This is a genomic window from Hydrogenophaga sp. PAMC20947 (assembly GCF_004795855.1).
In the GTDB taxonomy this organism is placed as follows: domain Bacteria; phylum Pseudomonadota; class Gammaproteobacteria; order Burkholderiales; family Burkholderiaceae_C; genus Hydrogenophaga.
Genome location: NZ_CP039252.1, coordinates 2,491,299 through 2,510,953, shown reverse-complemented (window position 1 = coordinate 2,510,953; position 19,655 = coordinate 2,491,299). Strand labels below are relative to the sequence as shown.

Annotated in this window: 16 protein-coding genes, 3 tRNA genes and 1 pseudogene; 8 read left to right on the top strand and 12 right to left on the bottom strand. The window is 61.9% G+C overall.

Annotation, left to right across the window (positions count from 1 at the left end; translation table 11 throughout):
• Window positions 1-300, top strand: a complete 300-nt coding sequence (locus E5678_RS11280) for a YfhL family 4Fe-4S dicluster ferredoxin (RefSeq protein WP_136178617.1) — start codon at window positions 1-3, stop codon at window positions 298-300.
• Here E5678_RS11280 and pth read toward each other — a convergent pair.
• The 7 genes and pseudogenes from pth to E5678_RS11245 all read right to left on the bottom strand — a co-directional run bounded on the left by pth (window position 249) and on the right by E5678_RS11245 (window position 6,248).
• Window positions 249-941 (bottom strand): aminoacyl-tRNA hydrolase, encoded by a 693-nt coding sequence (gene pth, locus E5678_RS11275; protein ID WP_136178616.1) that lies wholly within the window; start codon window positions 939-941, stop codon window positions 249-251. The genes E5678_RS11280 and pth overlap by 52 nt on opposite strands.
• A 112-nt stretch (window positions 942-1,053) precedes the next feature.
• Window positions 1,054-1,683 (bottom strand): 50S ribosomal protein L25/general stress protein Ctc, encoded by a 630-nt coding sequence (locus tag E5678_RS11270; RefSeq protein ID WP_136178615.1) that lies wholly within the window; start codon window positions 1,681-1,683, stop codon window positions 1,054-1,056.
• 88 nt (window positions 1,684-1,771) lie between these two features.
• Window positions 1,772-2,752 carry a ribose-phosphate pyrophosphokinase gene (locus E5678_RS11265; protein ID WP_136178614.1) on the bottom strand — a complete coding sequence of 327 codons (981 nt, stop codon included), beginning with the start codon at window positions 2,750-2,752 and terminating at the stop codon, window positions 1,772-1,774.
• Between the two features lie 78 nt (window positions 2,753-2,830).
• Window positions 2,831-2,907, bottom strand: a tRNA-Gln gene (locus E5678_RS11260).
• Window positions 2,908-2,999: 92 nt separating this feature from the next.
• Window positions 3,000-3,880: pseudogene (ispE, locus tag E5678_RS11255) on the bottom strand (4-(cytidine 5'-diphospho)-2-C-methyl-D-erythritol kinase).
• A gap of 23 nt (window positions 3,881-3,903) precedes the next feature.
• Entirely contained in the window at window positions 3,904-4,419 is a 516-nt protein-coding gene (locus tag E5678_RS11250) for a lipoprotein insertase outer membrane protein LolB (protein ID WP_136178613.1), read from the bottom strand.
• Window positions 4,416-6,248: a tetratricopeptide repeat protein gene (locus E5678_RS11245; RefSeq protein WP_136178612.1), complete on the bottom strand. Its 1,833-nt coding sequence runs from the start codon at window positions 6,246-6,248 to the stop codon at window positions 4,416-4,418. The genes E5678_RS11250 and E5678_RS11245 overlap by 4 nt, the downstream gene beginning before the upstream one ends.
• Before the next feature lie 271 nt (window positions 6,249-6,519).
• Between E5678_RS11245 and mutM the strand changes: the two genes are divergently transcribed.
• From mutM to mutY, 3 genes are read left to right on the top strand one after another with little or no spacing between them, the layout of a single operon-like run.
• Window positions 6,520-7,335, top strand: a complete 816-nt coding sequence (gene mutM / locus E5678_RS11240; RefSeq protein WP_136178611.1) for a bifunctional DNA-formamidopyrimidine glycosylase/DNA-(apurinic or apyrimidinic site) lyase — start codon at window positions 6,520-6,522, stop codon at window positions 7,333-7,335.
• 50 nt (window positions 7,336-7,385) lie between these two features.
• Window positions 7,386-9,329 (top strand): dynamin family protein, encoded by a 1,944-nt coding sequence (locus tag E5678_RS11235; protein ID WP_136178610.1) that lies wholly within the window; start codon window positions 7,386-7,388, stop codon window positions 9,327-9,329.
• The gene (mutY, locus tag E5678_RS11230) at window positions 9,326-10,405 is read left to right on the top strand and encodes an A/G-specific adenine glycosylase (RefSeq protein WP_136178609.1); all 1,080 of its coding nucleotides are present in this window, start codon (window positions 9,326-9,328) and stop codon (window positions 10,403-10,405) included. The genes E5678_RS11235 and mutY overlap by 4 nt, the downstream gene beginning before the upstream one ends.
• 47 nt (window positions 10,406-10,452) lie before the next feature.
• Here mutY and rapZ read toward each other — a convergent pair whose 3' ends face one another.
• The 4 genes from rapZ to E5678_RS11210 all read right to left on the bottom strand — a co-directional run bounded on the left by rapZ (window position 10,453) and on the right by E5678_RS11210 (window position 15,158).
• Window positions 10,453-11,418 carry an RNase adapter RapZ gene (rapZ, locus tag E5678_RS11225; protein WP_136178608.1) on the bottom strand — a complete coding sequence of 322 codons (966 nt, stop codon included), beginning with the start codon at window positions 11,416-11,418 and terminating at the stop codon, window positions 10,453-10,455.
• A complete protein-coding gene (gene recN / locus E5678_RS11220; RefSeq protein WP_136178607.1) occupies window positions 11,415-13,061 on the bottom strand; it encodes a DNA repair protein RecN in 1,647 nt (548 codons plus the stop codon). The genes rapZ and recN overlap by 4 nt, the downstream gene beginning before the upstream one ends.
• A 58-nt stretch (window positions 13,062-13,119) precedes the next feature.
• A complete protein-coding gene (locus E5678_RS11215; protein WP_136178606.1) occupies window positions 13,120-14,040 on the bottom strand; it encodes an NAD kinase in 921 nt (306 codons plus the stop codon).
• A gap of 119 nt (window positions 14,041-14,159) precedes the next feature.
• On the bottom strand, window positions 14,160-15,158 hold the full coding sequence (locus E5678_RS11210; RefSeq protein ID WP_168708545.1) for a porin: 999 nt from the start codon (window positions 15,156-15,158) through the stop codon (window positions 14,160-14,162).
• Window positions 15,159-15,451: 293 nt separating this feature from the next.
• Between E5678_RS11210 and hrcA the strand changes: the two genes are divergently transcribed.
• The 4 genes from hrcA (at window position 15,452) to greB (ending at window position 17,380) form a co-directional block, all read left to right on the top strand.
• The gene (gene hrcA, locus E5678_RS11205; protein WP_136178604.1) at window positions 15,452-16,477 is read left to right on the top strand and encodes a heat-inducible transcriptional repressor HrcA; all 1,026 of its coding nucleotides are present in this window, start codon (window positions 15,452-15,454) and stop codon (window positions 16,475-16,477) included.
• Window positions 16,478-16,530: 53 nt separating this feature from the next.
• Window positions 16,531-16,607: transfer RNA gene (locus E5678_RS11200), tRNA-Ile, on the top strand.
• A gap of 27 nt (window positions 16,608-16,634) precedes the next feature.
• A tRNA-Arg gene (locus E5678_RS11195) sits at window positions 16,635-16,711 on the top strand.
• Window positions 16,712-16,783: 72 nt separating this feature from the next.
• Entirely contained in the window at window positions 16,784-17,380 is a 597-nt protein-coding gene (greB, locus tag E5678_RS11190; protein WP_136178603.1) for a transcription elongation factor GreB, read from the top strand.
• Here greB and E5678_RS11185 read toward each other — a convergent pair whose 3' ends face one another.
• The gene (locus E5678_RS11185) at window positions 17,381-19,642 is read right to left on the bottom strand and encodes a bifunctional (p)ppGpp synthetase/guanosine-3',5'-bis(diphosphate) 3'-pyrophosphohydrolase (protein ID WP_136178602.1); all 2,262 of its coding nucleotides are present in this window, start codon (window positions 19,640-19,642) and stop codon (window positions 17,381-17,383) included.
• Window positions 19,643-19,655 lie beyond the last annotated feature (13 nt).

Sequence of the window (19,655 nt, the reverse complement as noted above, 5' to 3'; positions counted from 1 at the left end):
ATGGCACTGATGATTACCGACGAATGCATCAATTGCGATGTGTGCGAGCCCGAATGCCCCAACGAGGCGATCTACCTGGGTGAGCTGATCTATGAGATCGACCCATCCAAGTGCACCGAATGCGTGGGCCACTTTGACGAACCGCAGTGTGTGCAGGTGTGTCCTGTGGCCTGCATTCCGATCCATCCTGAACACATCGAGTCCCAAGAGACACTTTGGCAAAAGTACCAGCGCCTGCAACAGGCGGGTCAGCCTGCGTCGGGATCGGTGGCGGGTTCGGGTGGTGACGCCTCCGGCTGATCGGTCTCGGCTGAAGACGCTGTCGCAACAGGCTCGGGCTTGGGCTGGCGTGGTGGTTTGGGGCGGGGCGGTTTGCTGGTGTGGATCAAGGCCGTCGCTTTGTCCATCCGGCCTTCGATCAAGTCGGGCAGTGCCTTGAGGCACCGGTCCAGCGTCTGATCGATGGCAATCCGGTCGTCCAGTGGCGGCTTTTTCAACACCCAGTTGGCCACTTCGCTTTTGTCGCCCGGATGGCCGATACCCACGCGCAGACGCCAATAGTCGGCGCTGCCCAGCTGGGCATGAATATCCCTCAAGCCGTTGTGGCCCGCATGGCCACCACCGCGCTTGAGCTTGGCTTCGCCGGGTGGCAGGTCCAGTTCGTCGTGAACCACCAGAATCTCTTCGGGCTCAATCTTGAAGAAACGCGCCAGGGAGCCCACGGATTTTCCCGAGAGGTTCATGAAGGTCTGGGGCTCGAGCAACCAGAGGTTTTGCCCGTTGACCTGCGTGCGGGCCACCAGACCAAAATAGTTGCGTTCCATCTGCAGTGATGTCTTCAGCAGGCGAGCCGCTTCGTCCACCCACCAGAAGCCGGCATTGTGGCGGGTCTGTTCGTATTCCGGCCCGGGATTGCCGAGGCCAACGATGAGCTTGATCATGTGTGCATTATCCGTTGCAGCCAGGGCTCATCGAGCCCAAGCAAAACGGCCCGCTAAGGCGGGCCGTTTTGGGTGCGCTGTGCGGGTGGCACAGCGCAGGGTCGGGCAGGAATTACTTCTTGCCTTTTTTGCCTTTTTTGTCGTCCACAGGAGCGACTTCCACAGGAGCAGCAACCACTTCAACCTTCGGAGGCACCACCGTGACCACAGTCAGGTTGGTGCGGCCGTGGGTGACGCGCTTGATGTTCTTGGGCATCTTCAGTTCACGGGCGTGAATGGTCTGGCCCTTGACGACTTCCGACAGGTCGACTTCGATGTTCTCTGGCAACTGCATGGCCAGGCATTCGACTTCGATTTCGGTCATCACGTGGTTGATCACGCAATTGTCGATCTTGACGGCAGGCGATTCATCGGCACCGATGAAGTGCAGAGGCACCTTCTTGTGCAGACGGGTCTTGGCGTTCACGCGCTGGAAGTCGGCGTGCAGCACCAGCTGCTTGAAAGGGTGGTACTGCACATCGCGCAGCAACACTTTTTCGGTCTTGCCATTGAATTCCATGTCGAGGATGGAAGCGTGGAAAGCCTCTTTCTTCAGGGCGTGCCACAAGGCGTTGTGGTCCAGCTCGATGTTGGTTGGCTCGGCGTCACCACCGAAAACAATACCGGGCGTGCGACCGGTGATGCGGAGACGGCGGCTCGCACCCGTACCCTGCTTGGAGCGCTCAAAAGCGACAAATTGCATAACTGACTCCTGTAGAGGGGTTCCGCGACCAGAACGCCTCGATTAAAAAAGAACCGCCCCGTAGGAGGCGGCTCACTTCTTGTTGCTGTCAGGCCTTAAAAAGGTTGTCCTGATCGGCAAACAAACTCATGACCGATTCGCCCGAGGCAATGCGCGCAATGGTTTCAGCCATCAGCGGAGCCACGGAGAGTTGGCGGATCTTGCCGCAGGCCTGGGCGGCCTGGGAAAGAGGAATGGTGTTGGTGACCACGACTTCGTCCAGGGCATTGCCCTTGGAGATGCGTTCAATGGCGGGACCGGAGAAGATGGGGTGCGAGCAGTAGGCGTAGACGTTTTTGGCGCCGCGCTCCTTGAGCACTTCAGCTGCTTTCACCAACGTGCCTGCCGTGTCGATCATGTCGTCCATGATCACGCAGTTGCGGCCTTCGATGTCACCGATCACGTGCATCACTTCCGACACGTTGGCTTTGGGCCGGCGCTTGTCGATGATGGCCATGTCGCAGTTGAGCTGTTTGGCCAGGGCACGGGCACGCACCACGCCGCCCACATCGGGCGACACCACCAGCAGGTCGGTGTAGTTTTTCTGGCGCAGGTCGCCAAGCAACACCGGCGAGGCGTAGATGTTGTCCACGGGAATGTCGAAGAAACCCTGAATCTGGTCTGCGTGAAGGTCCATGGTCAGGACGCGGCTCACGCCCACGGCCTGCAACATGTTGGCCACCACCTTGGCGGTGATGGGCACACGGCTGGAGCGGGGGCGGCGGTCCTGGCGGGCGTAGCCGAAATAGGGAATGACCGCGGAAATGCGTTCAGCGGATGCCCGCTTGAGCGCGTCAACCATGATGATGAGTTCCATCAGGTTTTCGTTGGTGGGTACGCAGGTGGACTGGATCACGAACACGTCGCGAGCACGCACGTTTTGCATGATCTCGACAGTGACTTCACCGTCAGAGAACCGGCCCACGTTGGCTGCACCGAGTTGGGTTCCCAAGTGTTGGGCGATCTCCGCAGCCAACACCGGATTGGCGTTGCCGGTGAAGAGCATGAAATCCTGTGGCTGAACTTGCATGGTATTCCCGGCTAATGCGGCGGTCCGTGATGGACCGCTTAGCGGCGTAGCCGCTTGGACTGTGTTTCAGAAAAATGGTGGCAGGGGAGGAAGGACTCGAACCCTCGCATGCTGGAATCAAAATCCAGTGCCTTTACCAACTTGGCGACTCCCCTACGCTGGACAGCTGCGGGGCCGTGAAGCCCTTCAACCAACCAAAATTGTCGCAGGTTGCACATCAATTGTTTTGACTGTGCAGCCTGCGATTCTAACCGCAACACCAGTCAAACAATGGATGGACATCCATGTTGCTGCATTCCCGCAAGATCCAGTTGCCTGGAAGACTCGCGCTGTTCAGCGCTTGCTGCAATGGCGCAAATACCGCCGTGCCCGATCCGGTCATACGACCTTGCAATCCCTGCCCGGACAACCAGTCCAGACACTCACCCACTTCTGGGCAAAGGGCTTGCGCGACAGGCTGGAGATCGTTACGACCCAGTTGCATGATCTTGCGAAGATCCAACTGGTGAACTTTCTCTGCGTCGTTTGCAGCAAAGCCTTGGATTATAGCGGTATTTGTGTCGCGCTTCAAATTGGGCGCGGAAAAGATTTTTGTGTGGAGGCGCCGCCCTGGGGTTTGATGACCACAAAGCGTGTGGCGGGCAGGCTTACTGGTGTGAGTTGTTCGCCCACGCCCTCGACCCAGGCGTTGTGTCCGCCCAGGAAAAACGGCACGTCGGCGCCCAAGCCGATACCGATGTTGATGAGCTCGGATCGTTTCAGTCCCAGCCCCCAGAGTTTGTTCAGCGCGAGCAGGGTGGTGGCAGCATCCGACGAGCCGCCGCCGAGGCCGGCTTCGGCCGGGATGTGTTTGCGCAGCGTGATGTGGGCGCCCCATGTGCAGCCGGTCGCTTGCTTCAGGGCTCGGGCTGCTTTGACACAGAGGTCTTCGGTGGGCAGCTGGCTGGAGGCGTCCAGGTCTTCGCGGCTCACCAGGCCGTCCGGGCGCAAGGCAAAGCTCAGTTCGTCGCACCAGTCGATCAGCACGAACACCGACTGCAGCAAGTGGTAGCCATCGGGGCGCCGCCCCGTGATGTGCAGAAAGAGGTTGAGCTTGGCGGGCGCCGGGACGGCGGTCAGGCTTTGCAGGGGCTCAACAGCGTGTGCGACGGTCATGGTTGAAAAACAAGGCGCAGTTCGGCGGCAGGCAGCGGGTCGGAGCGCCGCGCGGTGATCCGCCCTTCGTTGTGGCGACTGAGATCCGCCTCCCATCCCATCACCTTGACGGGTCGGCCTTCCAGCCAGGCAAACAAGGCCGCCACGGGCAACGCTGTACCGCCCAGATCGGCGCTGAGGGCCTCAAGGGAGGTTCGCTCTGTGGTTTGGTCGCCCTGGATCAGCACGGCTCGCCCCGGCGCCCATTGCAAAGTGGCCAGTGTTGTACCCAAAGGGGTGGCGAGGAGCAGTTCGCCGCTTTGGGCCGAGCCCTGCAAGTCGAATCCTGCCGAGTAGGCCTGAGGCGGCTCACTCTGAACATTCAGCGCCATGCGTCCGTTCCAGGACGCGATGCCTGCGACCGGTGCGCTGCGGGGCGCGGCACAGCCTGCGAGCAACAGGGCCAGCAACAGTCCGCCACAGACCGCACGGCGCCCGGAGCCTGGGCGCCCGGTACGCGGTCGGGACGTCATGGGGTGACTTTGAGCCGTTTCAGCGTGGCGTGGAGGGTTTCGTTGTCGCTCGACAGCAGCAAGCCTTCTCGCCACACTCTTTTGGCTTCGTCCTGCTGGCCCTGGCTCCACAACACCTCACCCAGGTGGGCGGCGATCTCGGGGTCGGGCCGTTTGGTGTAGGCGGCTTTGAGGATGCTCAAGGCCTGCGTGGCATTGCCCATGCGGAACTCCACCCAGCCCAGGCTGTCCTGGATGTAGGCATCGTTGGGTTCGAGCTCGACCGCTTTTTCGATCAAGGCCTTGGCTTCCGGCAGGCGCTGCCCGCGCTCGGCCAGCGAATAACCCAGGGCGTTGTAGGCGTGGTGGTGGTCGGGCTTGCGCGCTATGAGCTTGCGCAGCAGCTGCTCCATGGTGTCCAGCTGCTCTATTTTTTCGGCCATCATGGCCTGGTCATACAGCAGGTCGTCGTCTTCAGGGAAGCGCTTGACTGCCTCCCCGTACACATCGAACGCGTCTTGCCAAGCTTTGAAATCGCGCAGCAACTGGCCTTCGACCACCAGCTTGAGCCGAGCGTCGTCAGGACGCCGCTCGGGCTGGTTGCGCAGCATGGCCCGGGCCTCTTTCATCTGTCCCTGGCGGGCCAGCAGCGAAGCACGGCGCATCTGGGCCGCCATGATGTCCTCGGCGTTTTCGATGCGGTCCAGCCAGGCATTGGCTGCGGTGAAATCTTTTTGCTTCTCGGCGATCTGCGCCATCAGCAAGTAGGCCTGTGTCAGGCCGCGGACAGCGGGCGCGGCGCCATCGGTTCGGGCCAGTCCCATGTAGGTTTCCAGATCGCGGGTTGCATTGGGCAGCCGGTTGTCCTGAACGTCGAGTGTGGCGAGCAGCAACCAGGGCTCGGCGAGTTTGGGTTGCTGGGCGGTGAGGCCTTCGAGCTGGGCGCGGGCTTCGGGGTTGCGCTGAAGATCGAGCAGGATGCGGGCGTAGGTGAGAGCTACCGCCGATTGCTGGCTCGGTGTCGTTGCGGAACTCGAGGCGGGCGGCGGGCTGGCCTTGAGCTGGGTGACGACGATGGCTTCTGCGCCATCCACACCGCGCTCCATGAGCTCCAGACCCAGCAGGGCCGGGAACACGGAAGCGGAATTGGCTGCCTGCCCCTTGCGAGCCGAAGCCAGCGCCTGGGTTTCAAGGTCTTGCCCCAGCTCCATGCGGCCGATGGTGGTCCAGGCGGCCGCGGCGGATTCGGGTTGCTCCAGCGACAGCGCCAGGCTCTCGCGCACCACTTTAAGAGCCAGGGGTTTGTCTACCACGCGGGCAAATGCCAGGGGAATGGCGTTGATGGTGTCGTTGCGCTCGCTGCCCGTGGTGCGTTTGAGCAAAGAACGCAAGACCGGGCCTGTGTCACCGGGGCGGTTGAGCGCCAGCAAAATCTGCAGAACAAACCGGTCGGCTTCGTTGGAGTCGAGCAGGTCTTTGGACCAGGCTTGGGCGGCCGTCAGTGCGGCGTCGCCCGAGCGGGCCTGCAGCGCGATGTCGACGGCCCGCTGGTACAGCTCTTCGCTGCGTTGCTTTCGCGCGGCATCCAGGAACAGGGAGTATCCCGTGCCGGGGTCGCCGCTTTGCACATTCAGCTCTCCCAGCAGCAGCTGATAGAAAAGAGGCGCGGTGAGGCTGGAGTTAAGCCAGGCCGTTTCAGTGGAGATTGTTTCCGGGACGGCCGGCTTGGCCTGGGCCCAGGCGCCCCCAGCTGCCAACAGCAAGCTGGCGCTGATCAGGCCTTGCAGCAGTCGTCGGGCCGGCAGGAGGCGCGAAGTGCGCTGGGATACAGGGCTGTGCAAGGTATTCATTTGCTCATGATAATGGAAGGTTAAACCGAGATGGTCCAATGGGGGTAGTGCCGCGGTGGATGGATTTCGGGAACAGTTTTGACCTGACTTCGGAGCCAATAGCCGGGCTTTTGGTGAGGAAGAAGGATAAAAATGACCCGAAAGACACGGCCAATGGGCCCAGCAGCACCGAAGGTGCGCTCAATGGACCATCCCGGCTCAAGGGCTGTTGGCTCTGACCTCGAGTCCCCGGATACGTTCCGGGGTTCATGCACATTTCGCTGAGCTGCCCATGCCCGAACTCCCCGAAGTTGAAGTCACGCGCCTGAGCTTTGCGGATCGCATCGCTGGCGCCGAGGTGCTGGACGTGCACCTGGGCAAGCCTTTGCGATGGCCGCTGGGCTGTGAGGCGCGCAGGCTGGTGGGTCAAACGGTGCAACGGGTGACGAGACGGGGCAAGTACCTGTTGCTTCATCTGAATGAGGGCATTGTGTTGATGCACCTGGGCATGTCGGGGAGTTTGCGCTTTGCCGTGAGCCTGCCGGAATTGGGCGTGCACGACCATTTTGAACTCAGAACCAGTCGGGGCGTTCTGCGCCTGCACGACCCCAGGCGCTTTGGTGCGGTCGTGTTTGCCGCCAGCCTGGATGATGCTTCGGCGCGCAAGTTGCTGGATCACTTGGGGGTGGAGCCACTGGAGGCGGGTTTTGACCCGGACGCCTTTCACCGGGCCTTGAAGCTTCGCCGCGCCAGCATCAAACAGGTTTTGCTGGCGGGCGACATCGTGGTGGGGGTGGGCAATATTTACGCGTCCGAGGCTTTGTTCCGGGCCGGTATTCGCCCCAGTTTGCGAGCGGATCGCCTGAGCAAACCCCGTGCCTTGCGCCTGCACGGTGCCATTGTCTCGGTATTGCAACGGGCGCTGGCCATGGGAGGCAGTACTTTGCGTGATTTTTCCAGTGCCGAGGGCCAGAGCGGTTACTTTCAGATGGATGCCATGGTGTACGGGCGTGAGGGGCAAGCCTGCCGTATCTGTGGCTCGCCGATCCGCTCGATTCGGCAGGGCCAGCGGTCGACATTCTTTTGCCCGCAATGCCAGAAGCTGTGATGGCGCGCCCAGTGCTATATTGAATTGACCCATACCTTACCCATCGGCCCATGAGCTTCAATCAGGAATTTGACGAGCACGGCGCTTGGCGCAAACAATTCGCTTTGCGGCTCAAGCTGTTGTCCGAGTGGTTGACCGACCACGATTTGCTGGAAGCGGGCGTGCACGAGCGGCTGGACCAGTTGCATGCCCAAGTAAAAAACGACCAGATCATGGTCGCTTTTGTGGCGGAGGTCTCGCGCGGCAAGTCCGAGCTGATCAATGCGATGTTCTTCGCGGGCTATGGCCGTCGCATCATGCCGGCGAGTGCGGGTCGAACAACCATGTGCCCGACGGAGCTCGGTTACGACGCCTCCGTCCCGCCTTGCCTGCGCCTGCTGCCCATTGAAACACGCTTGCAGCCGCAGTCGCTGCAAGACTGGCGCAACGCCCCCGACAAATGGGAGCGCGTGAAGCTGGATGTCAACGATCCCCAGCAGCTGGCCAAAGCCATTCAAAAGGTGGCGGAAGTGCGCCGGGTCAGCCGCGACGAAGCGGCCAAGCTGGGCTTCTGGAACGACGAGACGCCACAAGAGAATCCGCTGGCCGGCCCTGATGGGCTGATCGAGGTGCCGAAATGGCGCCATGCCCTGATCAATCTCGCCCATCCGTTGCTCAAGCAAGGCCTGGTGATCCTGGACACGCCGGGCCTCAACGCCATTGGCGCGGAGCCCGAGCTGACCGTGAGCCTGTTGCCACAGGCGCACGCCGTGGTTTTCATTCTGGCCGCCGACACCGGCGTGACCAAGTCCGATTTGAGCATCTGGCGCGAGCACCTCACCGTGCTGAACAAAGACGCCGAGTCGCGTCTGGTGGTGCTCAACAAGATCGACACCATGTGGGACGCCCTCAGTTCGCCCGAGCAGGTGCAGCTGGAGATCGCCTCGCAACGCACGGATTCGGCCGAAACACTGGGTCTTCCCCCCGATCAGGTGTTGGCTGTTTCGGCCCAAAAGGGGTTGCTCGCCAAAGTCAGTCGCGATGAAAAATTGCTGGATGCCAGCAACCTGATGGCGCTGGAACGGGCGCTGGGAGAGGGCCTGCTGGGCCAGCGCCGCCGCATTCTGGGGCAGACGGTAACCACGGGGATTCTGGCGTTGCGCCAGGAGACCGGTCGCCTGGTGCACACCCGTTCGCGCGACATCCTTGAGCAGATTCAGGAACTCGAAGGCTTGCGCGGCAAAAACGCCGGTGTCATCAAACAGATGCGTTTGCGGATCGAGCAGGAGCAGGCCGATTTTGATGCCAGTGGAGCGAAGATCCAGGCGGTTCGCTCGGTACACCTGCGGTTGCTCAAAGACCTGTTTGCCTTGCTGGGCAATACCCACCTGAAAAAACATGTGTCAGAGCTTGCACGCGCGCTCAAGCAGCCCGGGATCAAACTGGGTGTGCGCCGTGCTTACGGCCAGGCGTTTGAGCGGCTCACCGCCGACCTGGGCCGAGCCGATGAGCTGGCCAATGAGATCCAGGCGATGCTGGAAGGCAGTTTCAAGAGCCTCAATGCAGAGTACGGCTTCTCGCTTCAGGCGCCCACGCCACCCCAGCTGGCTTCGTACGGCAAGGAACTCGACCAGATCGAGAAGAGCCATGTGCAGTACCTGAGTCTGGGCAATGCCTTGCGGCTGGCTCAGCCTGAGTTTGCCGAGCGGCTGACCCGTGCGCTGATGAGCCGTTTGCGGGTGACGTTTGACACGGCGGTCAATGAGGTGGAGCTCTGGAACAAGTCCGCGGCTGCGCAGTTGGACGCCCAGCTGCGCGAACGGCGGCGCAACTTCAGCCGCCGCATCGAAGCGGTTTCGCGCATCCAGCAGGCCGCAGGCGGGTTGGATGAACGCATCCGCGAGCTGCAGGTCCAGCAGACCGAACTGCACATGATGGACGCGAAGCTGGTGGAGTTGACCGATCGTTTGCTGGAGATCGCCTCGGGCGTGGATCCTGCGTCTTTGCCTGCATGAGCTCGGGCTTTCCGTTGCCGACCGGCTTTGCCCGGTCGCTGGTGGACTGGCAGCGCCACAGCGGGCGGCACGGTCTGCCCTGGCAAGGATCAAGAGATCCCTACCGCGTCTGGCTGTCCGAGGTGATGTTGCAGCAGACCCAGGTCAGCACGGTGCTGAACTACTTCCCACGCTTTCTCGCCCGGTTTCCCGATGTGAATGTGCTGGCCGCAGCACCCCAAGACGATGTGATGGCTCTTTGGAGCGGGCTGGGTTATTACAGCCGGGCCCGCAATTTGCACCGTTGCGCGCAAATCGTATCGACCGAGCATGGCGGTGTGTTTCCCGATACAGCGCTGGCCTTGCAGGCTTTGCCGGGCATTGGTGCATCGACCGCGGCGGCCATTGCGGCGTTCTGTCATGGCGAGCGGGTGTCCATCCTGGATGGCAACGTGCGCCGGGTTTTGACGCGCTTGCTGGCGTTCGATGAAGACCTGGCACTGGCATCGGCGCAAAAGCGTTTGTGGGGGCTGGCTCAGGCCTTGTTGCCCGAACAACCCACCGGTGATGACATGGCGGCCTACACTCAGGGGTTGATGGACCTGGGGGCCACGCTCTGCACCCGCAGCCGGCCGGCCTGTGAGCGTTGCCCGGTTCATGCCACCTGCCAAGGCTTTGCGAGTGGTCAGCCGACCCGGTTTCCGGTCAAGACCCGCACGCTCAAGCGACGCCACGAGAGTTGGTGGCTGGCCATCTTGGTTTCGCGCAGCGACGACGGCGTTCGGCGGGTCTGGCTGGAGCGGCGACCCAGCCGTGGCATTTGGGCCGACCTGTATTGCCCGCCCGTGTGGGGCAACGAACTGGATGCGCGCAGCCAATGGGCCGCGGCGCGTTTGGTGGTCCAGGATTTGGAGCCTGTGAGCCACAGCCTGACACACCGGGAACTGCGTTTGCACCCGCTGCTGGTAGATACCCCGGATCTCGCTGGCGCGCCGAACCCAGAGGTCGGGCAATGGGTGCGCTGGGAAGACTTGTCGACGCTGGGCTTGCCGGCGCCTGTGCGCTCCATGCTGGATGCCCTGCAGCAGGGGCAGTGATCAAAAGCCGAACGTGAGGGCGTGACGCCTTCAGTGGCTCGGGTGATTCAGGTCGTTGCAGGGCGGCCGGAAACCGCAGGGCTAGCGGCGCCTTCGGGCACCGCAGGCCAGTGAGCCGCTTCGCGGTGTCGCAGCCGTGTGGGCCAGTCGGCGGTGAACGCGGCGGCGAGCTGCTCGACCAGGTACACCGAACGGTGCTGGCCGCCTGTGCAGCCGATGGCGACTGTGACGTAGCTGCGGTGATCGTTCAACATCGGTGGCAGCCAGCGTCTGAGGAAATCGGTGATGTGCTGCTGCATGTCGGCCACCTCAGGCTGCCGGCCCAGAAACGATGCCACTGGCGCATCGCGCCCCGTGAGGGGTTTGAGCTCCGGCTCGTAGTGCGGGTTGGGCAACATGCGCACGTCAAAGACAAAATCAGCGTCCATGGGCACGCCGCGCTTGAACGCGAACGATTCGAAGACCAGCGTCAGCGGTGCGTGCTGGGTGCCGAGCAAATCTTTGATCTGGCTGCGCAACTCGGCGGGCCGGCTCAGGCCGGTATCGATCACCAGCGCTTGCTCGCGCAATTCGGCCAGCAGTTCGCGCTCGTGTTCGATCGCATCGGTGAGGGCCTGGTGCTGGTCGTCGGTCTGTTTGAGCGAAAGGGGGTGGCGCCGACGTGTCTCCGAGAAGCGGCGCACCAGAATGTCTGTGGCCGTGTCCAGAAACACAATGCGCAGGTGGATGTTCTGCTCGGGATCGTCGATGACGCGGGCCAGGCGTTCGGGCAAGCCCGGCAAAGAGTCGGCGCTGCGCACGTCCATGGCGATGGCCACTTTGCTGGCCCGGTGGCTTTGTTCCAGCGCGATGAACGTTGCCAGCAGCTCGGGAGGGAGGTTGTCGACACAGTAAAACCCCAGGTCTTCCAGCGCGGTGAGCGCCACGGATTTGCCGGAACCGGACATGCCGGTGATCAACACCAATTCAATGGGTTGCTGTGAGGGCGGTGAGGAACTTTGGACAGGTTTCATGCGGTGAGCAGTTCGCGGGCATGGGCGAGCGAGACTTCGGACTGGGCGCTGCCGCCCAGCATGCGGGCCAGCTCGAGCACCCGCTCTTCAGTTGCGATGGGGGTGACCGAACTCAACGTCTGTTGTTTGTGTTGTTGCTTGCTGACCAGCAGGTGCTGATCGGCGCAGGCAGCCACCTGGGGCAGGTGGGTTACCGCCAGCACTTGCCGGTCTTTGCCGAGTTGGCGCAGGAGCTGACCCACGGTGTGTGCCACGGCACCACCGATGCCCGAGTCCACCTCATCGAAGATCAGGGTAGGGGCCTGTCCCAGTTGGCTGGTGACCACAGAGATGGCGAGAGCGATCCGGGACAGCTCGCCACCCGACGCAACCTTGCCCACTGGCTTGGGGGTCACACCAGCGTGGCCTGCCACCAGGAATTCGACCTGTTCCCAGCCGTGGGCCTGTGGTTCGTCCAGCTTGTTCAGCGCCACTTCAAAACGACCGCCTTGCAGGCCCAGGGTCTGCATGGTGTCGGTCACGGCCTCAGCGAGGCGGGGCGCCGCTTTCTGGCGTTGTTTGCTCAGGCTCTGGATTTCAGTCTGGAAGATTTTCCAGGCGGAACGTTCGGCCTGGGTGAGCGTCTCGAGATCGAGTGCCTGATCGATTTGCGCGAGTTCGACTTTCCATTCGGAGTGCAAGGCGCTGAGGTCTTCCGGCGGGCGTCGAAAACGCCTCGCCAGCGAGATCCACAGCGCGAGGCGTTCGTCCAGGGTTTCCAGGCTGGACGGGTCCTGGTCGCCATGGCGCTGGTACTGGTGCAGGCTGTGCACGCTGTCTTGCACCTGGGCCATGGCGCTTTCCAGCGCTTCGATGGTGCTGGCAAATGCCGGCTCGATGTGCGCCTGGGCCTGAAGCGCTGTCAGCGCACGGTGGATCAGTGCAGCCGCGCTGTCGTCCTGATCGTCCAGCGCCGCCAGGGCAGACTCGGCCGCGTCGGTCAGGCTTTGGGCATTGGCCAGGCGGCTGTGCAGGGCGTTGAGTTCGATCCATTCGTCTGCGCCTGGAGCGAGCTTGTTGACCTCGGCAATTTGCCAGGCCAGCCGATCGCTCTCCTGCCTCAGGCTGTTCTGCCGTTCTGTGGCGGCGTCCAGGGCCTTGCGGCGCAGGCGCCACTGGCCCCAGGCCTTGTGGGCGGGAGCTGTGTCGATGCCGGCGAAGCCGTCGAGCAGGGCCCGAACGGCGTCGGCCCGGGTCAGGCTTTGCCAGGCGTGTTGCCCGTGGATGTCGACCAGTTCACTCGCCAGCACCTTGAGCTGTGCGAGGGTGGCGGCGCTGCCATTGATCCAGGCGCGGCTGCGGCCGTCGGTGTCGACGGTGCGGCGCAGCAACACGCTGTTGTCCTCGTTGCTGAAACCTTGTTCTTCCAGCCAGGGCAGCAAGTTGGCCGGGGTGCCGAACTCGGCCGCGATGTCACAGCGCGCAGCACCCTCGCGCACCACGCCACTGTCTGACCGCCCGCCCAGGGTGAGTTGCAAGGCGTCAATCAGGATGGATTTGCCCGCGCCGGTCTCTCCGGTGAGCACACTGAAGCCGCCCTCGAGTTCGAGGTCCAGCGACTCCACAATGACGAAGTCGCGCAATACGATGCGTCTGAGGCTCATGGCGGGCAAACACCTTGGAAGTAAACCGGTATTTTGACGGGGTTTGATGACACCCGCTTCAACCGCCTTCGTTCCAGTGGAGTTTTTTTCGCAGCGTGTCGAAATAGCTCCAGCCTTTTGGATGCAGCAGGCGCAAGGTGTGTTCTGAACGGCGCACCACGATGCGGTCGCCATGCAGGAGGCTGGTGAGCGACTGCATGTCGAAGTTGGCGCTGGCGTCTCGTCCGCTCACGATTTCCAGGGCGACTTCGCTGTGGGCCGGCAGCACGATGGGGCGGTTGGAGAGGGTGTGCGGTGCGATCGGGGCCATGACCCAACCATCGATGGCCGGGTGCAGCAAGGGACCGCCGGCCGACAAGGCGTAGGCCGTAGATCCGGTGGAGCTGGCAATGATCAGGCCATCGGCCCGCTGGTTGGCCACGAAATGGCCATCCACCTCGACACGCAGCTCGATCATGCTGGCCGCGCCGCCCCGGTTGACCACCACATCGTTCAAGGCTGTGGCCTCAAACACGCAGCGGCCGTCGCGCCAGACGCTGGCCGCCATCAGTGAACGGGCGTCTTCTTCGTATTCGCCGTGGAGAATGGCGTGCAGTTTGTCGGGGTAACCCTCCAGCGGGATGTCGGTGATGAAGCCGAGACGCCCCTGGTTGATGCCCACCAGGGGCACGCCGTACTGGGCCAGCTGCCGGCCGATGCCCAGCATGGTGCCGTCGCCGCCCACCACCAGGGCGAGGTCGCAGGTTGTTCCCATGGCATGCACATCCAGTGAAGGGTATTGCAGCAGGCCCGTGTTGAGCGCTGTGTCACGCTCCAGAGAAACATCACAGCCCTGATCGTGCAGAAAGTGGGCCACTTCTTCAACCAAATCGCGCGATCCTGGCGCCTGGTACTTCCCGATGATGACGACGTGCGCAAAACGAAGCTTCCTCGGGACTGGAAACGTCGTGCGTTGAAGGTGGGAAGCCGGCAGATTCATTGTCGAATTACAACATAGGCCTTTGAATATGACCTGCCGGTTAACCCTTGCGAAACGGGTGGTGACAGGGCGCGCTGCCAGTGTTTGAGCGGGCTTTGGCAGCACCCCTGCCTTCACGTTCAAAAGCGGTGCCGGATACCCACCGAATAGCCTGCGCCGCTGCTGATGCCTTCGACCTTGTCGTGCATGGCCACTGCATACAGTTCGGTGCGCTTGGACAGGTTGTGAAGCATGCCAACCGACAAGGTGTTCCGGTCATCACTCTCCGAAGCGTTCAGGTGACCCCACTGGGCCACCAGCGCGCTGGTGCCGACGGGAAAGCGTGCGCCGAGGCCAGATACCTTGTATTTGGCAGACGTGGTCAGGTTTTCCACTTCCCCGTATTGCGCAAAAACTTTAGCGGCACCGAAGTCGTAGGCGCCCCCGATCTGTGCGGTTCGGGTGTCGTCGACCGGGCTCGTTCCGTCTTTGGTGACACGCTGCACCACGATGGAACTTGTCAAGGGCCCCGATCCATAGCCCAGGTTGAGGCTCCAGTTGCTTCCGTCGCTTTCATCTGTGCCGTTGGTCTTGGTGGCGCCCGCTACCCCAAACCGAACACCACCCAGAGAGGGGCTGCTGTAGGCGAACGAGTCGCTCCAACCGGTATCGCCCGTCACTGTGCCACTGGTGAAATAGTGGCGGATGCTGGGCGAGTAGCCGAAGGAGTCGCCGAACGCATTGAACAGCAGCGTGGAAACAAAGAGTGCCGTGGTGTTCCTGCCGAGTGAAAGTGTCCCCAAAGTTTTGCTGGACAGGCTCACAGACGCTGTTCGCGAAAAAGCGGGGTCGCCATAGAATCGGCCGAGACCGCCCGTGTTGGCGCGAAGAAAACTTTCGAAACGCGCAGTAGCAGACAGCCCCCCGCCGAGATCTTCTGACGCGCCGAGCCCGATGAAGCTGGTGGTCATCTTTCCGCTGTCCAGCGTGGTGGACGAAGTGCCTCCGGGTGCTTTGGTGGAGCCGATGCTCAAGTCAACCAGGCCATAGATCAACGGCGCACCTTGAGCGTGCACAGCCAGGGAGGTCAGGACAAGGGTGGTTCCCATTGCCAGGTGGCGCTTTAGAACAGCTTTCATTGCATTTTCTCCGGATGAAGAGGACAGGGCAAACACAGGGAACCGCAGTCGGCCACCCTCGCGGGGAGACCCATAAAACCTGCAGCACCGTTGCGTTGCCAGCTGCAGATTTGCGAAATGCACCATGAGAATGCATTTCGCATCGGCACAGGCCGGTTTCAAAGGCCCGTTGGCTGGCTACAAAGTTCATAGCAATCTGCGTGCCTGTGTTTCACGCTGCCCACAACACTTTGGGTGGCGTGCGCCTCTGTGCGGCCGCACAGAACAACCCGCAGTCTCTAAAATAGGGTTCTATGCTCGATGACCGCGCCAAACGCCTGCTCAAAGCGCTCGTCGAGCGCTATATCGACGACGGACAGCCCGTGGGTTCGCGCACGTTGGCCAAAGCCGCGGGGCTGGAGCTCTCCCCTGCGACGATCCGCAATGTGATGAGCGATCTGGAAGAGCTGGGCCTGATTGCCAGCCCCCACACTTCTTCAGGGCGCATCCCCACCGCCAGGGGCTACCGCTTGTTTGTAGACACCATGTTGACGGTTCGCCGCGATGGCCTGACGCCGGTGAGCGACATGGGTGGGCGAGGGCTGGACGCCGGACAGCCACAGCGGGTGCTCAGCAGTGCGGCGCAGATGCTGTCCAGCCTGTCTCAGTTTGTCGGCGTGGTGGTAGCACCCCGCCGAGCATCGGTGTTTCGGCACATCGAGTTTTTGAGCTTGTCTGAGCGGCGTGTGCTGGTCATCCTGGTGTCGCCCGATGGCGATGTGCAAAACCGCATCATTCATACCCAGACCAGCTTCACGCAGTCCCAGTTGCTGGAAGCGGCCAATTTTCTCAATGCCCATTACGCGGGCTTGACCATGGAAGAAGTGCGCAAACGGCTCAAGACCGAGGTTGAAGCCTTGCGCGGCGAGATCGCTGTATTGATGCAGGCGGCGGTGAACATTGACGCCGACGCAGACGATTCGACCGAAGACGTGATGGTCTCGGGGGAGCGCAACCTGTTGTCGGTGAGCGAGTTTTCCAACGACATGGGCAACCTGCGGCGCATGTTTGATCTGTTTGAACAGAAAACACAGCTGATCCGTTTGCTGGATGTGTCCGCCCAGGCCGAGGGCGTGCGCATCTACATCGGGGGCGAGAGCCAGGTGGTGCCGTTTGAAGATTTGTCCGTGGTGACCGCGCCCTATGAGGTGGACGGGCAGGTGGTGGGCACACTGGGCGTGATCGGCCCGCAGCGCATGCCCTATGACCGCATGATCCAGATTGTCGATGTGACATCCAAGCTGGTGAGCAATGCGCTGAGCCACCCCAAGGGTGGCTGAAATCCATTCGCTCGAAGTCCCACTCCCCACAGCGCCTACAATGCTAGCCGCAAGGGCCGTTAGCTCAGTTGGTTAGAGCAGAGGACTCATAATCCTTTGGTCGACAGTTCAAGTCTGTCACGGCCTACCAAAAACCCATGCTACAATGCGCAGCTTAGCGGCTGTAGCTCAGCTGGATAGAGTACTTGGCTACGAACCAAGGGGTCGTGGGTTCAATTCCTGCCAGCCGCACCAAATGAATAGCCCGCAGCCGAAACGCTGCGGGCTTTTTCATTTCCGCCTCTCAAGCCAGTAGGTGCCCCACCCATGAGCAAAGCATTTACCCGCGAGCCCGATTCGGACAACGATGACGATGACGGCGCGCCGCTGACCCCGCTGGTTACGCCAGATGGCAAGAACTACATCACCCGCGGTGGGTATGAGCGGTTGCGTGCCGAGCTGTTTGCGCTGATCGACGAAGAGCGTCCCAAGATCGTGGAGATCGTGCATTGGGCGGCGAGCAATGGGGATCGCTCAGAGAACGGCGACTACCTCTATGGCAAAAAACGCCTGCGTGAAATCGACCGGCGCATACGGTTTCTCACGCAGCGGCTGGAAATCGCGGAGGTCGTCGATCCATCGCTGCACCACGGGGGCGACCAGGTGTTTTTTGGCGCCACGGTGGTGGTGGCAGACCCGGATGGCGAAGAAACCACGGTGACCATTCTGGGGGTGGATGAAGCCAACAGCGCCCTGGGGCAAATCAGCTGGGTGTCGCCCATGGCGCGGGCACTGCTGAAGACTCGACTGGGTGAAACGATTCGCCTGCTGGTGCCGGGCGGGGTTCAGGAGCTGGAGGTGGTGGAGGTGGACTACCCGCCACCTGGCGTTCCCGGTAGCGGGCAGGAGGGGGCTCCGCCTTGATCAATTTTTTATCGGTTTGTAGCGCTGGGCCTTGAGCACCGATGGCGTGCGCTTGAGGCTGCGCAACACGTCGGCCAGGTGAACGCGCCCGCGCACAGCAATGATGAAGCGAATATCGGTGGCGGTCTGCGGCCGCTCTTCGCCCATGTTGACGTGGGTGATGTCACCTTCGGCGGCGGCAATGGCCGAAGCCACCCGGGCGAGCACGCCCTTGCCGTTGGTGACGGTGACCACGATATCGGTTTCGAACGAACGCACGGGCTCTTCTGCCCATTCCACGGGGAGGAACCGTTCGCTGTCGCGTGCGAGCAGGCGTTTGCCAGCGGCGCAGTCTTCGGCGTGGACCACCAGGCCTTCGCCGCGCCCCAGATAGCCGACGATGCGGTCGCCCGGAATGGGCTTGCAACACGATCCATATTGCACCGAAAGGCCTTCGCTGCCGTCCAGGCTGACCACGCCTTGTACGACTGAGCCGTCTTGCCCGGTCGCGTAGCGCTCGGTGCTGAGGAGCAACGCGTCGGGCTTGAGCCCTGTTTCCGCCAGCAGCATCGCGAGTTTTTTGCCCACCATGCTGGCGATGCGTTTGCCCATACCGATGTCGGAGAGCAGCTCGGCGTGGGACTTGTTGCCCGAGAAGCGCAGCAGCTTGTCCCAGGTGGCTTTGTAAGGCCCATCGGTTTCGGGCAGGCGCGCGATGCCTTCAGAGCGCAGGGCCTGGGTGAGCATGCGCTCGCCCCATTCCAGCGACTTTTCTTCCGCCAGGGTTTTGAGGTGGTGGCGGATCTTGGAGCGGGCGCGTCCGGTTTTGACAAACGACAACCAGGCTGGATTCGGCTCGGCCGCGTCGCCCGTGATGATCTCCACCACATCGCCATTGGTGACTTCGGAGCGCAACGGCATCAGCTCGCCGTTGACTTTGGCTGCGGTCGCCCGATTGCCCACGTCGCTGTGGATGGCGTAGGCAAAATCCATGATCGTGGCACCGCGGGGCAGGGCCAGGATCTTGCTCTTGGGGGTGAACACGTAGACCGCATCGGGGAAAAGGTCGATTTTGACGTGATCCCAGAACTCGCTGGCGTCGTGCGTTTCCTGCTGGATATCGAGCAGGGATTGCAGCCACTGTGCGCCCAGGCGCTGCGAAGTGTCGCTGCCTGGTTCGCTCGCTTTGTAAAGCCAGTGGGCCGCCACGCCCGATTCCGCGACCACGTCCATGGCGTGGGTGCGCAACTGAAATTCGATGTTGGTGCCGAAGGGGCCGATCAGCGTGGTGTGCAGCGACTGGTAGCCATTGACCTTGGGGATAGCGACGTAATCGCGGAACTTGCCCGGCAGTGGCTTGTAGAGCTGGTGCAACACGCCCAGGCCGGTGTAGCAGTCGGTGAGGTCGGGTACGACAATGCGAAAACCATAGATGTCGGTGACCTGTGAAAAGGTCAGGTGTTTCATGTCCATCTTGCGGTAGACGGAATACAGCGTCTTTTCGCGACCCATGATGCGCACCGGCATTTTTTGGTCAGCAAAGCACGCCTCCACCTCACGCTGAACCCGCCCGATGAAATCGGTGCGGCGGCCGCGGGACTTGCTCAGCGCTTTGTTGAGCACTTCATAGCGCCAAGGGTGCAGGAAGCGAAAGGCGAGGTCTTGCAGTTCGCGGTAGGTGAAATTCAACCCGAGGCGGTGGGCAATGGGCGCGTAAATTTCCAGTGTTTCATTGCTGATGCGCTTCCATTTGCTGCGCGGCATGTCGCCCATGGTGCGCATGTTGTGGGTGCGGTCGGCCAGCTTGATCAGGATGACACGCACATCCTTGGCCATGGCCAGCAGCATCTTTCGGAAGGACTCGGCCTGATTTTCCTCGCGGGTGTCAAATTCGAGCCGCTCCAGTTTGGTCAGCCCATCGACCAGCTCAGCCACCGGTGAGCCAAAGCGTTGCACCAGGTCTTCCTTGGTGATGCCGCAGTCTTCGATGGAGTCGTGCATCAAGGCCGCCATCAGGGCCTGGGCGTCGAGTTTCCATTCGGCGCACTGCGCTGCGACCGCAATGGGGTGGGTGATGTAGGGGTCGCCGCTTTTGCGCAACTGGCCCAGATGGGCTTCATCGGCAAACCGGTAGGCCTGTTTCACCTGTTCGATATCGGCCGCGCTGAGATACACCAGCTTGCTTTCCAGAGCGGCGAAACTGGCCGCAGCCGCGCTCGCCGCAGCGACCTGAGCCGGGGCGGGAGGGGCATGGATAAGGTCGGGTGCATCAGAAACGGACATACCGTTACTGTAG

Excerpts from the sequence above, each read along its gene's own strand:
- E5678_RS11185 (WP_136178602.1), bottom strand. The coding sequence starts at position 19,642 with ATGTCCGTTTCTGATGCACCCGACCTTATCCATGCCCCTCCCGCCCCG.
- mutM (WP_136178611.1), top strand. The coding sequence starts at position 6,520 with ATGCCCGAACTCCCCGAAGTTGAAGTCACGCGCCTGAGCTTTGCGGAT.
- mutY (WP_136178609.1), top strand. The coding sequence starts at position 9,326 with ATGAGCTCGGGCTTTCCGTTGCCGACCGGCTTTGCCCGGTCGCTGGTG.
- greB (WP_136178603.1), top strand. The coding sequence starts at position 16,784 with ATGAGCAAAGCATTTACCCGCGAGCCCGATTCGGACAACGATGACGAT.
- E5678_RS11270 (WP_136178615.1), bottom strand. The coding sequence starts at position 1,683 with ATGCAATTTGTCGCTTTTGAGCGCTCCAAGCAGGGTACGGGTGCGAGC.
- E5678_RS11280 (WP_136178617.1), top strand. The coding sequence starts at position 1 with ATGGCACTGATGATTACCGACGAATGCATCAATTGCGATGTGTGCGAG.
- E5678_RS11215 (WP_136178606.1), bottom strand. The coding sequence starts at position 14,040 with ATGAATCTGCCGGCTTCCCACCTTCAACGCACGACGTTTCCAGTCCCG.
- E5678_RS11265 (WP_136178614.1), bottom strand. The coding sequence starts at position 2,752 with ATGCAAGTTCAGCCACAGGATTTCATGCTCTTCACCGGCAACGCCAAT.
- E5678_RS11235 (WP_136178610.1), top strand. The coding sequence starts at position 7,386 with ATGAGCTTCAATCAGGAATTTGACGAGCACGGCGCTTGGCGCAAACAA.
- rapZ (WP_136178608.1), bottom strand. The coding sequence starts at position 11,418 with ATGAAACCTGTCCAAAGTTCCTCACCGCCCTCACAGCAACCCATTGAA.
- pth (WP_136178616.1), bottom strand. The coding sequence starts at position 941 with ATGATCAAGCTCATCGTTGGCCTCGGCAATCCCGGGCCGGAATACGAA.
- hrcA (WP_136178604.1), top strand. The coding sequence starts at position 15,452 with ATGCTCGATGACCGCGCCAAACGCCTGCTCAAAGCGCTCGTCGAGCGC.
- E5678_RS11245 (WP_136178612.1), bottom strand. The coding sequence starts at position 6,248 with ATGAATACCTTGCACAGCCCTGTATCCCAGCGCACTTCGCGCCTCCTG.
- E5678_RS11250 (WP_136178613.1), bottom strand. The coding sequence starts at position 4,419 with ATGACGTCCCGACCGCGTACCGGGCGCCCAGGCTCCGGGCGCCGTGCG.
- recN (WP_136178607.1), bottom strand. The coding sequence starts at position 13,061 with ATGAGCCTCAGACGCATCGTATTGCGCGACTTCGTCATTGTGGAGTCG.
- E5678_RS11210 (WP_168708545.1), bottom strand. The coding sequence starts at position 15,158 with ATGAAAGCTGTTCTAAAGCGCCACCTGGCAATGGGAACCACCCTTGTC.